Here is an 11,912-nt window from a genome sequence, read left to right as displayed (position 1 = left end):
GCTCGTCTAGCCACTAAGACTGTTATGCCAATACAATACTTGCTCATTCGGCAGGGTCGAAATCAGCCAATTTAAGCCCATACTGAAAGTTTTAGTACCCTCAAAATATTGTGATTGCGATCGCGCGAAAATCGCAGCCATTTGGGTATTCGCTGTACTGAGATTAGCTTGCAGGAACTTCAACAAATTCTCAGATGTCGAACGAAACGCTCTTGCTGGCATCACCTCAAAATCCCACTTTGAAGTCAGCATTCCATCGGGTGAATGACCGGGTGCAAGGCACTGCTGCTGTTGCGGTGTCAGATGAATCGCCGTATCTGTCATGCCCAGCGGCTGGCAAATGATTTCTGTCACTAATTTTTCATAAGCTTGGGAAGTTTTTAGGCTTAACAAATGTCCTAACAAGCCTATGCCCAAGTTAGAGTATTCGTAGCTTTGACCGGGTTCGCTCAGCAGCGTGATTTCTGCTAGATCGGCATACATTTCCTGCGCCGTGTAGTGAAGGTAAGGATTGCTATAATTTTTGATTTCTGCAAGGAAACGGTCGGGCAAACGCGGCAGTCCAGAGGTATGGGTTGCTAACTGTTGCAGCGTGATGGATTGGACGGCAGGATTTAACTGATTGATGACTTCTACGGGCAAATAGAGACGAATCGGAGCGTCTAGCTCGACATTACCATCATTCACTAATTTAGCCAGAAATGTTAGTGTAAATACTTCAGTCACGGAACCGATTTCGTAAATTGTACCAGCATTAGGAACAGCAGGATCGGTGTTGCTGAGCTTGCCAAATCCTTTGATGTAATGATGTCCTTGGTCAACTACTCCGATCGTTAAAGCCAGGTTTTCTCTCTTGCTTAGATAATCCTGCGTAATTCGATCGATTTTAGACTCAAAATTTTGATAAGCCCTGATTATTAATTATAAATAATTGATAAGTAATTCCGCCGAAAAAACAGAAGACCCAGAACCCCGACTTTTTTAAGAAGTTGGTATCTAAAGCGCGATCGTATTTTACGTTTACAAAACTTACGCAAAGATAAGCCCAGAGGCATCTAAGTTTTACCGTCACTTTCGATAGAATTCTTGTGGGGTGTCCCGCCCGCCCGAAAAATAAAATTTAGATGCCCAACAGCTTACTACCTGTAGGGCGAAGCACACGGCACCTTACCCTAGGCCTACTATCTCGAGATCCATCCTCCCTCGCCGACGATCGATCCCCAATAGCAGTTGCTAATATTCGCCACTCATGTATGACTTGACTGATGTCACGATCTACGCGAAACTTTACATACAACTGATGTATTGCTTCTACCTATTAATAACTTCTGTTAAGTTGTGACTCAAAACCTATCAATTAGTCAAAATTGATATAGCGCTTTGTCAGTCAGCCAACTCTCAAGAAGCTACTTCAGGAGGCATCGTCCCTGGCTTGCTGGTGTCGGTGTCTGATCTCACTATTCCTATTCAGTCAGCCCGGATTATGGAAACACTAGAGTTTGTGATCTATCCAGATGGCCGCGTACAGGAAACAGTCACCGGCATTGTCGGTGCTTCCTGCGCTGAGGTAACGGCTGCAATTGAAGCTCAGCTCGGCGTGGTGCTTCATCAAGAGTCAACATCGGAATATTTCACGCAAGCGCTGCATCAGTCAGCCGAAGCGACGGCCCAAGTGGCTTTTAGCGATTGGTAATTTTTTTTGTTGAGTTCACTTAAATTTTTTTGGAATCACCATGTCACACTTTAGCCAAATTAAGACCCAGATCCGCAATTTGAATTCTTTGGAAGCTGCTTTAACTGACTTGGGTATCGACTGGAAGTCGGGCCCGACTGAGGTGCGCGGCTATCGCGGCCTAACCAGCACCGCTGAGGTGGTTATTGAGCAAGAAAACGGCTACGACCTCGGTTTTAGCTGGAACGGGACTGAGTATGAATTGGTGGCTGACTTGCAGTTTTGGCAGCAAGCTTGGTCTGTAGACCGTTTTCTGAATAAGGTGACTCAGCGCTACGCTTACCATACTGTGGTGAATGAAAGCGCTAAGCAGGGTTTCCAAATTTCTGAGCAAAAGCAAAATCAAGACGGTTCGCTCCGCTTGGTGGTACAGCGCTGGTGCGCTTAATAATTTTGCGAGATTTTTGCAATCTTATCTCATCAAAGTCCGCCTCCGCGGACTTATTTACTATTGTGGGGGTCTAAATGTCTGAGCTTTCTGGACTCGGAATAGATACAGCAAGCGATCGCTCTGGTTTAGAGCCGGAGTTGGGAGGTTTTTTGCGGGATGCGCCCGATCGCTCTGGTTTGGAACCGGAATTGGGCGGCGTGTTGCGCCAAAAAGGTGTCTATGTTGATGAGATTACCTGCATTGGCTGCAAGCACTGCGCTCACGTTGCTCGCAATACTTTTTATATTGAGCCGGATTACGGTCGATCGCGCGTAGTTCGACAAGACGGGGATTCTGAAGAGTTGATTGCTGAGGCGATCGACACTTGTCCGGTGAATTGCATTCACTGGGTTGATTACACCGAACTCAAGAATCTGGAAGAAGAACGCAAGGATCAGGTGATTCCTGTCGTTGGCTTTCCTCTGGAGTATGCGACGATTCGGGCCCGTGGTCGCCAGCGGAAAAAAGCTAAATTGGGCGATCGTAAGTTCAAAGGTAGCCATTGAAATCCCCAATTCCCATCCGCAGCTTGAAACCTGTGGCTCCAACAACAAAAACAGCCCGCCCGGGCTGTTTTTTATATACATTGTATAATTAAATTTATTTGAGAGGATGGTGCTCAGCGAGAATTTTCTCAACTCTAGCTTCGTCGATTCTGGCAGTTAATGTTGTTGCCTCGTTGTTATCCCGAATGGTTTTTGCTAAAGTAAAAGACGAGCCGACTGAAAAAGTTAAACCCATACCCATAAAAGCTTTTTGCCAGGGGTCTACCTGTAAATAAATGATACCTACAGTAGTTGCGGAAAGGGCAACAATAAAAGAAACCCAGCACTGAAGTATCCAAGCATTAGTATCTTTTTGACGTATGATTTGTTTCTGCATAGTGCCTCTAAGTCAAATATATCTTTTGGTTGATTAACTTAAAGAATAGATAGCGTGAGTGAAGCGGTCAGGAGAAGAAGGGACAGTTTCGATAAGTGAACAGTGCGATCGGGCTTTTTACTAAATATTTAAACGCTGTAGATAGGATTTGAGGCTCTCGAAAGACTGGGTGGGAGTAGACAGTTTGGAAACTGGACTAAGGGAGACTGATTTGGGATGATTTACTTAGGGAGCATTTTCAAAAGTTCTTTTCGGTTCTTGCAGGGCTTTACCAAACCCGACTGGTACACCTTAGCGATGAAAGGTGCTTGATTCCCCCGAATAAATCGTTGCATATTTTCTAAGGCATTTACAAAAGCTTGTGCCACTACAACTCCAGGAACATCGCCGCCCACAAATGCAAAAAGCCGTACATCGCCTTGAGCCACGGCTAATAACTCCAAAGGACGGCTAGCGATTTTCTTGTCCTTTGTTAATACCACCCAATTGTGCTCTCCAACTATCCTCAGCCAATCCTCATCCTTCATATCTTGCTTCTTAAAATGATCGTCGTGAATTACTACTGTAGCCCCCTCCTTTCGTAGTGAATCTGCCAGTTTCGTTCCTAAACATCTGTCTATGAAAAATATCTCATTCATACTGCTACTAGCGGAAGTTCGCAGCGAATACCTTCCTCTATTTGGAGCCGATCGCAATTGTAGTCTTCGGCAAGTTCATCGATGGAATCCCCAGCTTTGTAACGTTCCGCCAGTATAGCTGTGGGAATGCCAGTTCCAGCTAAAACTGGGCGGCCAAATGATATTCTGGGGTCAATCATCACTGTTTTAGGTTCGTCCGCACCTGGTAGCTTCGTGAAAGGGTAGAGTTTGAGGGGTAATCCAGCTTCATCTCGTACAATGCGATCGAAATAAGTTTTTAGAATCTGTCTTGCTTCCTTTTCCCTGTCAGATGCTGCAAGCTTCTGTCCGAATCTCTCAAACAAAAGAGGTATTCCCTCGATTTGAAACTCAATTCCACCGTATAATTGAGGAGTCGAAAGATGACTGTTGATGTAGTCGAGTTCAGTGCTAAGTTGTTTTCGGGAGAAGCCAGTAGCCTTAAAAATGGCAATCAAGACATGAGCCTCTACCAAATTTGTGAAAGAAAGTAGTGTAGTTTTGGACTGGGGAAGCAGTTCAAAATTGTTGGGGTGAGGTAACTTAATCAGTGGCTCAAAGAAGGGCTTGTCCGCTTTTGTTTCCGAAGACCAGCCCTTAACCCAAGATCGCAACCTATCCTTCGGCAGCCTGAGATATTGCGCTGCTTCAGGGATAGAATATATAGGAATGTCGCGCGGATCGAAGTAGTTAGTATCAAGCATAGCAGTTGTCCTAATCCTAAATACTTATATTTTTGCACAGTTCGCGGGCGATCGCAAAAATCTCTCCCTTCAATACCCAGATACCCGACTTCTTCTAGAAATCGGGTATCTAAAGCAACCTAATTAGCTCCTAAAAGGGCTACGGATTACTTATTTTTTTGCTGAGTCTTAGCTTGTTCGATCGCAATTTCCCTCACTGCTTGGAAAGAACTCAAATTCGATGCACCTTCAATCGCCTTCACCGCCAAATCTTGAACCTGTTTCAAAGCAGAATCCAGTTGTTTCGACAAGCTAGCAAGGCGCTCATCTTGATTTTGAATTGTCTGCAACATCCCTTGAATTTGCAGTTCATAATTTTGCTTTTGCCCTTCGATATCTTTAGCAGACAAATCAGCCTTAACTTTAGCTTGATAATTGCCAATATTGCGGCCGTTATCTTTCCCGTTCTTGATATTAGCTTCCAGTTCTTTCGGGAAAGCTTCTACCTTAGCTTTAACCTCAGCATAAAGATTTTCTCGTTCCGAAATAGATTTTTCGCGTTCCGCCCACTGTTTCTCCTGTTCCTGCTTAAATTCTTCAATTTCTTTGTACAGCGTTTGCTGGCGCTGTTCGTATTCTTCGATGTCCAGATTTCGCTGAAGATTCAAATCATAATCATACAACTCTTCATCCCGCTGGCGAGATTTTTGCTGATTTTCATTGCGTTCTTTAACGGCCAACTTTTGCAGTTCCTGCTCTTTTTCCCAAGCTTGCCGGCGTTCCAACAATTCCTGTTCAACAGTTTCGCGCTGTTCGCTGAGTTCGCCAGCAAAAGTTTTCGCGCTTTCTTCGTACTGTTGAATTAAAGTGTCCAGCGTATCTTCTGCAACATCTTCTAAACTGTGCAACTCTTGCAGTTGTTGAATTTCCTCGCCCACAGTGCGCCGCAATTCTTCGACTTTAGCAGCTTCAGAAGTTAATTTCTCAGACAACTCACTCACAGCGCCGCCAAAGCCAAATTGCAGCAAAATCAAATTGTCGATTGTAGACTGCATTTTTTGTTTGCTTTCAGTTAAATTCATTGCTTTTTTTGCTGCCGCTATTGCTAGTTCTTTGACTGCGCTTTCTGATTGATAAACATTGGCAGGTTGATCGTTATTAAGCTGCTTCAGTTGCAAATGTAGGGCATTTTTTTCGTTTTCCAACTGTTTGTAAGATTCTAATATTTCAGCCTTCGTATTTTTGTCATTTATTCTCGCCATCGCTTTCATCTCCTAACTTTGTTAGTCCGCGTCGGCGGACTTTGTTTGTGTAGTAACGGTTTCAACCGCCGCTTCTTATCAAAAATTGAGCTACAAACCTTAAGCTTTGGTAGCAAAAGCTTTCATTGCCAAGTCTTGCGCTTGCTTCATAGTCGCTTGCAGTTGCGCGGAAATTTCGGCGATTTGTTCGGTTTGTCGCCCAATTATCTGCTGTAGAGATTGCACTTTCAATTCATATCCCTGCTTGCTTCCTTCCCATTCTTTATCCACTAAATCTGCCTTGACTTTAGCTTCGCGGGAAACTTCTTGAATTGCTTCTTCTTTGGCTTTGACATAAGCCTGTTTGAGTTCTTCTTCAAATCCCGCCGCTTTCTTTTGATTTGCTTCAAACTCAGCTTGATTGTCACTCAGGACTTTTTCCCGTTCCACCCAATTTTTTTCTTTTTCGCGGGTAGATTCTTGCAAATGCCGTTCTAGTTTGCGCTTCGTTTCTTCGTATTCGTCGGTTTCGATTTTGCGGGTGCGCTGTAATTCGTATTGGTAATCGGCTGTTTCTTCCTGACGGTCTTTAGTTATGAGTGCAGTTTCTTCTTGAACTGCTGCATCAAATTCTTGCTGTTCTTTTTCCCAAACCTTGCGTTTTTGGGTCGTGTCTTTATCGATAATTTCGCGCTGGTTGGCGCTGTTTTGTTCGAGCAGGGTCAATTTTTCTCGGTGCTCTTGAGTTAAAATGTGGAGGGCGTCTGCTACAACTCTGATTTGCTGCAACTCTTGCAATTGTTCGGCTTCAATTTCGATCGCACGTTTTAATTCGTCTAGTTTTGAAGATTCCGCCTTGAGTTTTTCGGAAAGTCCGCTGGTGATGCTGCCGAAATCTAATTGCAAGTCGGCCAAGCCTTTGACGATGCTGTCAATTGTGTAGGTGGAAGCGACTTCTAGGACTTGTTTGTTTTTGGCTTTTTCGGCTGACTGTTCTTTGGTTTCGACTTTGGATTCGATCTTTTTTTTGTCGGCTAAAATCTGCTGAAAGTTTTGCAAAATTTGGGATTTGCTATCTTTGGCAGGTGCTAGTGTCATAATGCTTTTTCTCCTGATTCTAACTTTTCGAGACTTTTGAGTGAGACGTTTTCAGTTATTGTGAGTTGCGGAGTTGGCTGAGAATGGCTTGGTATTTTCTGGCGGCATCGGATTTTTCTTCGGGATTGGCGCTGGCTAGAGTTTTGAGAATTTTCCAGCAGCGATCGCACCGATTTCCTTCCCTGCAATCGCACTCATCAATTATACTCAAAAGTGTACCTTTTAGCAATTGATTTTCGGCTAACAAAGCTCGGTAATTCCGCTGGACTGATTCGGCAACTAAAGTCATGTGTTGGAAATCTTCGGTGAGACTTTCGATGTCGTTAACTGCGTCTGTACGAATTTGGTCTAGCAGCTCAAGATTCTCTTTCAAACGGCTTTCTTGCAGGTTTGGTTTGGTTTTCAGGTTGGTTAATTTCTTCATTTCAGTCTGTGGTAACAGTTATGGTAAAGGCGCGATTAAATCGCGCCTTTACAACAAAATTAGAACAAGTCAGCAGTTAATTGGTCTTCGGCTGGCGGTAGCGACATACTGCCGTTGGAATTCAAAGCCATAGCATCGCTTTCACCGCCAGCGTGAGCAGCCATCAAGCAGGCAACTTGCTGCGCCGGCAGGTTATCTAAACACACCATAGCTTTTGTTCCTTCTAAGTCAATCATCCGCGATTGATTGCTAGAATCTGACAAAACTGCTGCGGCTTGGTCGATAACCGCCCAATCTTTCCGCTCGTTCCAAGACCATTTCAAGCTGTAGTAGTTGATCGGTTTTACTACTCCACTATCGTCTGGTTTCTGACCGGAATGTTTGACAAATTCGGGAATAAAAATCCCCGTTGCAGGTTCTACACCGCGAGATTGAACTGATGCTACCAAGCGGTTAAAATCGTTCAAGCTGCGGTTTTTGATGTAGGTCACCATGACAACTCCTTGCGGCAATTCGCCACTTTCTGCGACAAACCACAGTTGACCCCACAGTGTGTGGGAAGTTTGACCGAGGGAACCGAAGAATTTGGAGAATTTGAGGATTGTCATGGAACACTTGGAACCGTAGTCGGTGTCGCCGATCGCCCACTGACCGCTTTGGCAGTTATTGCGGACGGCGATCGGGATTTCTGGTACTAGCAAAGCATTGCTCGGTTTGGCACCAAATACTGAAAACGTAGGTCTTTCTTGTGTTTTAGTCATGGTTCGTTTTTCCTTATTTATTTATTGCTGCTTTACCGGGAATTGGTAATTGGTAATCCGTTAAATCTCGTACATTGCTCGTGGCCGAACTTCGATTACCTAATCAGATGTGTTGTCGCTTTTGGTTCTGGATAGGTATACTCAAGCATCGCCTCTTGTTGAGCTTTGATAATCCGCAGCGCGGCGAGCAAATGCTCTAACGTTTCTAAGTGCGCTGGGGTGAAGTGGATGCTGAAGCCTTCGCCATCCCGCGCGTAGCCGGGACAAACCAGTGAGGCTGAGCTTTGTTCTTCGTGGGTGGCGATGTATAGCCAGTCATCGTCTTCGAGCTTGTAATGCGTGTCTGTCCAGGTTCTCAGCATTTGCGATCTGCTCCTCCTTGTTTGCTGCGTACAAGCGTTTTGACGCCCAGCGCTTCTCACTCCTCTGAATTTAAAGACGCTATATGTAGCTGTTTCCTGGGATAATTTCCCCTTTTGACCCTACCAGGGCGGTTAACCTAGTTGATTAAACCGTCAACTAACCTCATGGTAGCGCGGGTTGATTTTCCCGTCAAGTGTTTTGTTGAACTTTTCATCAAAACAGGCTAGAATGCTTGTCAGGAGGCGAAAAACCGTGGAACAAACATTTGGAAGACTGATCCGTCAAGCTCGCAAGGACAAAGCTTACTCACAACGTGAGCTAGCAGCTATGCTAAGTGTGGACTTTACTTATTTGTCGAAGTTGGAGAACGATCGAGCCGATTATGCGCCAAAAGAGGACGTAATCCGAGCATTAGCGCGGAATCTAGACATAAACGAAGAGGAATTGATTTTCTTGGCGGGGAGACTGCCGCAGCAGTACGAAGCGCTGCTGAAGCAGAATCCGAAGGAAATGCAGGCTCTTTTCCGCCGGATGCAAGAAAATCCAGATTGGCTCAAACAGTCTTTTGAAGCGTAAGAGAGGCCCCTCATAGTGAGTATTTTTAAGCCGTATTGCTTCTATCCCAAAGAATCGATCGAGCGTTTGGCAAATGACATCTTGATGCAGATGCAGAAAACGCAAAATTTTGCTCCGAGATGGCCTTTTGATGCGACAACGGTTGCTGATTTTCTGGATTTGGGCGTAGTTTGGGAGTGCATTGAGCCGGATGAAGAAGGTGCGATCGCGGCGAGGATTTTGCCGCAGCAGCGGTTAATCGAAATCAACGAACAGATTCTCGAAAAACCGCCGGGCTTCATCGAATCGACGATCGCCCACGAAATCGGACACTGGGTGCTACACGTCAATCAAGACGAAGCAGACGGCACTGTCGAACAGTTGGAATTAAACTTGGGCAATCAAGGAAAAACCGCCCAGGATGTCGAGGAACCGTTTGTTTGTCGGGGTGCGAGTGCGGATAATAAGGTTTTGTCGATCGAATGGCAAGCGCAATATTTTGCAAGCTGTTTGTTGATGCCTCGGTGTATTTTGGAGGAAAAAAGACAGGGACGCGATTTAACTAAGTGGTCGCATTTATACAAAATGAGAGATGAGTTGGGAGTGAGCATTTCCAATTTGACAAACCGCTTGCAAGAATTCGATTGGATTTATATTCCCAAGGGAACGCGCGAGATTTATGCCGGGAAAGATGCGGCAAACGGACAGCAGCGGTTGTTTGGATAAAAGTGCGATCTAATTTGAGGTTTGAGATTAGGAAGCGATTCTCTAATCTCAAATCTTTAAATTAATTTCTAATTAAGTTACATTTTATGCTAACCAATATTGAAATCCTGCTGGCAGCTTGTGAGGAATTAAATATCCCTTACGAAATCCTGCATCCTTCCCAAAACTTGATTAGACTCAAACAGGGCGGCGAAGAATATTATTTTGTCAATTACATGACGCCATTTAACAGCGCGTCATTAGCAGAGATTTTTAAAGACAAAGAATATACCTATCAACTATTAAACGGCAAAATAAATACTCCCAGAACTCTCGGTTTTGTGTCGCCTCACTGCGAGGAGAAGTATAAAAAGTATTTGACTTTCCCAGATATTGAATCAATAGTTTTAGAAGTAAACAAAAAGTTCGCTTTCCCGGTGATTCTCAAAAGAAATCGCGGTGCTGGTGGCAACAATGTTTTTTTGTGTGAAACTAGAGAGCAAATTAAAGAAGCCGTAGAAATTATATTTAACGTCAACAGCAAAGATTATGACTATGTAGCCCTAGCTCAAGAATACATCGAAATTGCCTGCGAATATCGGGCTGTCTTCTGCAAAGAAAAGCTAGTTTTGCTGTACGAGAAAGACAAATCTCAGGCTAGATTTGCGGGGAATTTAAGCCCGCTGCACTGGGAAGGTGCAAAAGCCAAACATATAATTAATCCCACTCTAATGTCGGCAATTGAAGATTTTGTTAAACCTGTTTTTGAGGAAATTTCGATTAATTATGCTGGGCTTGACATCGCAGTAGATAAAAACGGAGCATATTGGTTAATTGAAATTAACTCAAGTCCCAATTACGATATTTTTGTCCGAGATAACGATCGCCAAATTGTCGTAACAATGTTTAAAAGCCTTCTGGATAGCTTGGTTGTTAACAAAACGCCTTATTTGAAATGAAGAGTTGAGTAACGAGAACCTTAACCCAACCTACATATTTTGAACTTCACTCCATTCCTTGAAAATACCAGTAGAGGTTAGCAACAGTTAAATCATTGACTTCTTGCCAATTTGAGGGGGCTAAAGCTTTATAGCCAGAGGTAGTTGCTTTCTGACTGATATAAGATTCATGTTGTTGACGCAAGCTAGGTTTTATCAAAAATCGCAATTGATCGCGTAGTGATTTGAAGTGGGATTTTTGCTGCAAGTTTTCGTAGAGCGCAATTTCTTCTGGTTCTGCCACTATAGCAACTTCTTGATTAGTATTTGAAACTGGTGTCGTTTCCATATTTAAACTAGCCAATTGTTTACACTCATCAGCCGATAAACTTAGCATCCAATCTACCTGATTTTGCCAAGAGTTTAAAACTGCTAGATCCTGATTGTAAATCCGTGTGATTTCTGGAAATATAAAATCAATTTCATCTTTTGTGCAGCGCTCAATAACGGTGAGAATGTCTTGGCGTATTCTTTCTTGGAGGTGGGAAAGGGAATTACTTACAGACGCAGGCTCGTTCAGCAATTGATAAGTTAATGAAATTGTCTGCTCAATTGCCCAAGCACATTCAACTCTACGAAGATAGCCTACTGCACAAGTGGCTTTGAATAACTCAGGATTATTATAGTCAGCTAAAGCATTAGCTAAAATGTGTTGTGCGCTTGTTAAGGTAGAATTTCTGGTATGTTTATCTTCCATTAATAAAGCATTTTGAATTAGTTTCTGTGCTTGAGCGAATTTCTGATAAGCTTGACTCAAGATTAAACGATGGTGTTCAAAAATAGTGCTTTCAGCTAACAGTTTAATTTCAGCAATAACTTCTGCTTTATGATCTTTCAGCAGTGCCTCTATACTAATAAAGCCATGTGTAACTGTTAGCTTCAATTCCTTAATATCTTCCCTCATTTTTAAGGTCTGATGAAGGTTAACGGCTGACAGTGCAGCTATTGCCACCACGCCGACACCAATGACGGCAGTAGATGCTGACAGAATGCCCACATTAGCCGAGAGAGAGTTTAAGCCATACTGAATCACATCTAGTCTTTTGTAAGTTTCTTTAAAACCCATATCTGTTTGAACCATTTGCCCTACACCTAATACAAAATCTGGAATAGCTAACAACGGCTCGGCAACCATCCCAATTGCGGCACCTACAAAGTGACCTGTTGCCCTGTCTCTAGCTATTCCCAATAATACTCCTGCACTATTCTTCACGACTTCATAAGTGCCGGAGATGATACCAGCCTGTATGTGAGGAGGAAACACAAAAACCATATTTTTTACCTGAATAGCTACTGGAGTTTAGACTAGGCAGCAAGAAAAGACTCAGCAAAGGTGAGTTGAAAATAAATAGACTTCAGATCTGAAAATCTACACTACTAAGGA

The 11,912-nt window shown here is 43.6% G+C and carries 16 protein-coding genes; 6 read left to right on the top strand and 10 right to left on the bottom strand.

Translation table 11 applies throughout. The features are described from left to right. Nucleotides 1–6: 6 nt before the first annotated feature. Nucleotides 7–876: a serine hydrolase domain-containing protein gene (locus E5S67_RS17265; RefSeq protein WP_339382896.1), complete on the bottom strand. Its 870-nt coding sequence runs from the start codon at nt 874–876 to the stop codon at nt 7–9. Nucleotides 877–1,483: 607 nt separating this feature from the next. Between E5S67_RS17265 and E5S67_RS17260 the strand changes: the two genes are divergently transcribed. From E5S67_RS17260 to E5S67_RS17250, 3 genes are all read left to right on the top strand, one after another. Beyond that, nucleotides 1,484–1,693, top strand: coding sequence for a DUF2997 domain-containing protein (locus tag E5S67_RS17260; RefSeq protein ID WP_015176940.1), 210 nt, complete (start codon nt 1,484–1,486; stop codon nt 1,691–1,693). A gap of 40 nt (nt 1,694–1,733) precedes the next feature. Continuing rightward, entirely contained in the window at nt 1,734–2,120 is a 387-nt protein-coding gene (locus E5S67_RS17255) for a DUF1257 domain-containing protein (RefSeq protein WP_172189336.1), read from the top strand. Between the two features lie 77 nt (nt 2,121–2,197). Then, nucleotides 2,198–2,668, top strand: coding sequence for a ferredoxin (locus E5S67_RS17250; RefSeq protein ID WP_172189334.1), 471 nt, complete (start codon nt 2,198–2,200; stop codon nt 2,666–2,668). Nucleotides 2,669–2,762: 94 nt separating this feature from the next. Here E5S67_RS17250 and E5S67_RS17245 read toward each other — a convergent pair whose 3' ends face one another. From E5S67_RS17245 to E5S67_RS17210, 8 genes are all read right to left on the bottom strand, one after another. Then, nucleotides 2,763–3,044 carry a YiaA/YiaB family inner membrane protein gene (locus tag E5S67_RS17245; protein WP_172189332.1) on the bottom strand — a complete coding sequence of 94 codons (282 nt, stop codon included), beginning with the start codon at nt 3,042–3,044 and terminating at the stop codon, nt 2,763–2,765. 221 nt (nt 3,045–3,265) lie between these two features. Continuing rightward, the gene (locus E5S67_RS17240) at nt 3,266–3,682 is read right to left on the bottom strand and encodes a PIN-like domain-containing protein (protein ID WP_172189330.1); all 417 of its coding nucleotides are present in this window, start codon (nt 3,680–3,682) and stop codon (nt 3,266–3,268) included. Continuing rightward, nucleotides 3,679–4,404, bottom strand: a complete 726-nt coding sequence (locus tag E5S67_RS17235) for a DUF433 domain-containing protein (RefSeq protein ID WP_172189328.1) — start codon at nt 4,402–4,404, stop codon at nt 3,679–3,681. Before E5S67_RS17235 ends, E5S67_RS17240 begins: the two co-directional genes overlap by 4 nt. 146 nt (nt 4,405–4,550) lie before the next feature. After that, nucleotides 4,551–5,645 carry a coiled-coil domain-containing protein gene (locus E5S67_RS17230; protein WP_172189326.1) on the bottom strand — a complete coding sequence of 365 codons (1,095 nt, stop codon included), beginning with the start codon at nt 5,643–5,645 and terminating at the stop codon, nt 4,551–4,553. A gap of 99 nt (nt 5,646–5,744) precedes the next feature. Beyond that, nucleotides 5,745–6,722 carry a coiled-coil domain-containing protein gene (locus E5S67_RS17225; RefSeq protein ID WP_172189324.1) on the bottom strand — a complete coding sequence of 326 codons (978 nt, stop codon included), beginning with the start codon at nt 6,720–6,722 and terminating at the stop codon, nt 5,745–5,747. 55 nt (nt 6,723–6,777) lie between these two features. Then, nucleotides 6,778–7,146, bottom strand: coding sequence for a hypothetical protein (locus E5S67_RS17220; protein ID WP_172189322.1), 369 nt, complete (start codon nt 7,144–7,146; stop codon nt 6,778–6,780). A gap of 59 nt (nt 7,147–7,205) precedes the next feature. Continuing rightward, nucleotides 7,206–7,907, bottom strand: coding sequence for a hypothetical protein (locus tag E5S67_RS17215; RefSeq protein WP_172189320.1), 702 nt, complete (start codon nt 7,905–7,907; stop codon nt 7,206–7,208). Between the two features lie 95 nt (nt 7,908–8,002). Then, a complete protein-coding gene (locus E5S67_RS17210) occupies nt 8,003–8,269 on the bottom strand; it encodes a hypothetical protein (RefSeq protein WP_006634886.1) in 267 nt (88 codons plus the stop codon). Between the two features lie 253 nt (nt 8,270–8,522). Between E5S67_RS17210 and E5S67_RS17205 the strand changes: the two genes are divergently transcribed. From E5S67_RS17205 to E5S67_RS17195, 3 genes are all read left to right on the top strand, one after another. Further along, nucleotides 8,523–8,846 (top strand): helix-turn-helix domain-containing protein, encoded by a 324-nt coding sequence (locus tag E5S67_RS17205; protein ID WP_172189318.1) that lies wholly within the window; start codon nt 8,523–8,525, stop codon nt 8,844–8,846. A gap of 15 nt (nt 8,847–8,861) precedes the next feature. Further along, the gene (locus tag E5S67_RS17200; protein ID WP_172189316.1) at nt 8,862–9,551 is read left to right on the top strand and encodes a M78 family metallopeptidase domain-containing protein; all 690 of its coding nucleotides are present in this window, start codon (nt 8,862–8,864) and stop codon (nt 9,549–9,551) included. A gap of 86 nt (nt 9,552–9,637) precedes the next feature. Next, nucleotides 9,638–10,489 carry an ATP-grasp domain-containing protein gene (locus tag E5S67_RS17195; RefSeq protein WP_172189314.1) on the top strand — a complete coding sequence of 284 codons (852 nt, stop codon included), beginning with the start codon at nt 9,638–9,640 and terminating at the stop codon, nt 10,487–10,489. Between the two features lie 46 nt (nt 10,490–10,535). Here the strand turns inward: E5S67_RS17195 and E5S67_RS17190 are convergent, their stop codons facing one another. Then, on the bottom strand, nt 10,536–11,801 hold the full coding sequence (locus E5S67_RS17190; protein ID WP_172189312.1) for a hypothetical protein: 1,266 nt from the start codon (nt 11,799–11,801) through the stop codon (nt 10,536–10,538). Nucleotides 11,802–11,912: the final 111 nt, after the last annotated feature.

The organism is Microcoleus asticus IPMA8 (assembly GCF_013179805.1).
GTDB classification, from domain to species: Bacteria; Cyanobacteriota; Cyanobacteriia; order Cyanobacteriales; family Microcoleaceae; genus Microcoleus; species Microcoleus asticus.
This window is presented reverse-complemented; position numbering and strand designations above follow the sequence as displayed.

Excerpts from the sequence above, each read along its gene's own strand:
- E5S67_RS17250 (WP_172189334.1), top strand. The coding sequence starts at position 2,198 with ATGTCTGAGCTTTCTGGACTCGGAATAGATACAGCAAGCGATCGCTCT.
- E5S67_RS17255 (WP_172189336.1), top strand. The coding sequence starts at position 1,734 with ATGTCACACTTTAGCCAAATTAAGACCCAGATCCGCAATTTGAATTCT.
- E5S67_RS17210 (WP_006634886.1), bottom strand. The coding sequence starts at position 8,269 with ATGCTGAGAACCTGGACAGACACGCATTACAAGCTCGAAGACGATGAC.
- E5S67_RS17190 (WP_172189312.1), bottom strand. The coding sequence starts at position 11,801 with ATGGTTTTTGTGTTTCCTCCTCACATACAGGCTGGTATCATCTCCGGC.
- E5S67_RS17230 (WP_172189326.1), bottom strand. The coding sequence starts at position 5,645 with ATGGCGAGAATAAATGACAAAAATACGAAGGCTGAAATATTAGAATCT.
- E5S67_RS17225 (WP_172189324.1), bottom strand. The coding sequence starts at position 6,722 with ATGACACTAGCACCTGCCAAAGATAGCAAATCCCAAATTTTGCAAAAC.
- E5S67_RS17240 (WP_172189330.1), bottom strand. The coding sequence starts at position 3,682 with ATGAATGAGATATTTTTCATAGACAGATGTTTAGGAACGAAACTGGCA.
- E5S67_RS17220 (WP_172189322.1), bottom strand. The coding sequence starts at position 7,146 with ATGAAGAAATTAACCAACCTGAAAACCAAACCAAACCTGCAAGAAAGC.
- E5S67_RS17245 (WP_172189332.1), bottom strand. The coding sequence starts at position 3,044 with ATGCAGAAACAAATCATACGTCAAAAAGATACTAATGCTTGGATACTT.
- E5S67_RS17260 (WP_015176940.1), top strand. The coding sequence starts at position 1,484 with ATGGAAACACTAGAGTTTGTGATCTATCCAGATGGCCGCGTACAGGAA.
- E5S67_RS17215 (WP_172189320.1), bottom strand. The coding sequence starts at position 7,907 with ATGACTAAAACACAAGAAAGACCTACGTTTTCAGTATTTGGTGCCAAA.
- E5S67_RS17195 (WP_172189314.1), top strand. The coding sequence starts at position 9,638 with ATGCTAACCAATATTGAAATCCTGCTGGCAGCTTGTGAGGAATTAAAT.
- E5S67_RS17235 (WP_172189328.1), bottom strand. The coding sequence starts at position 4,404 with ATGCTTGATACTAACTACTTCGATCCGCGCGACATTCCTATATATTCT.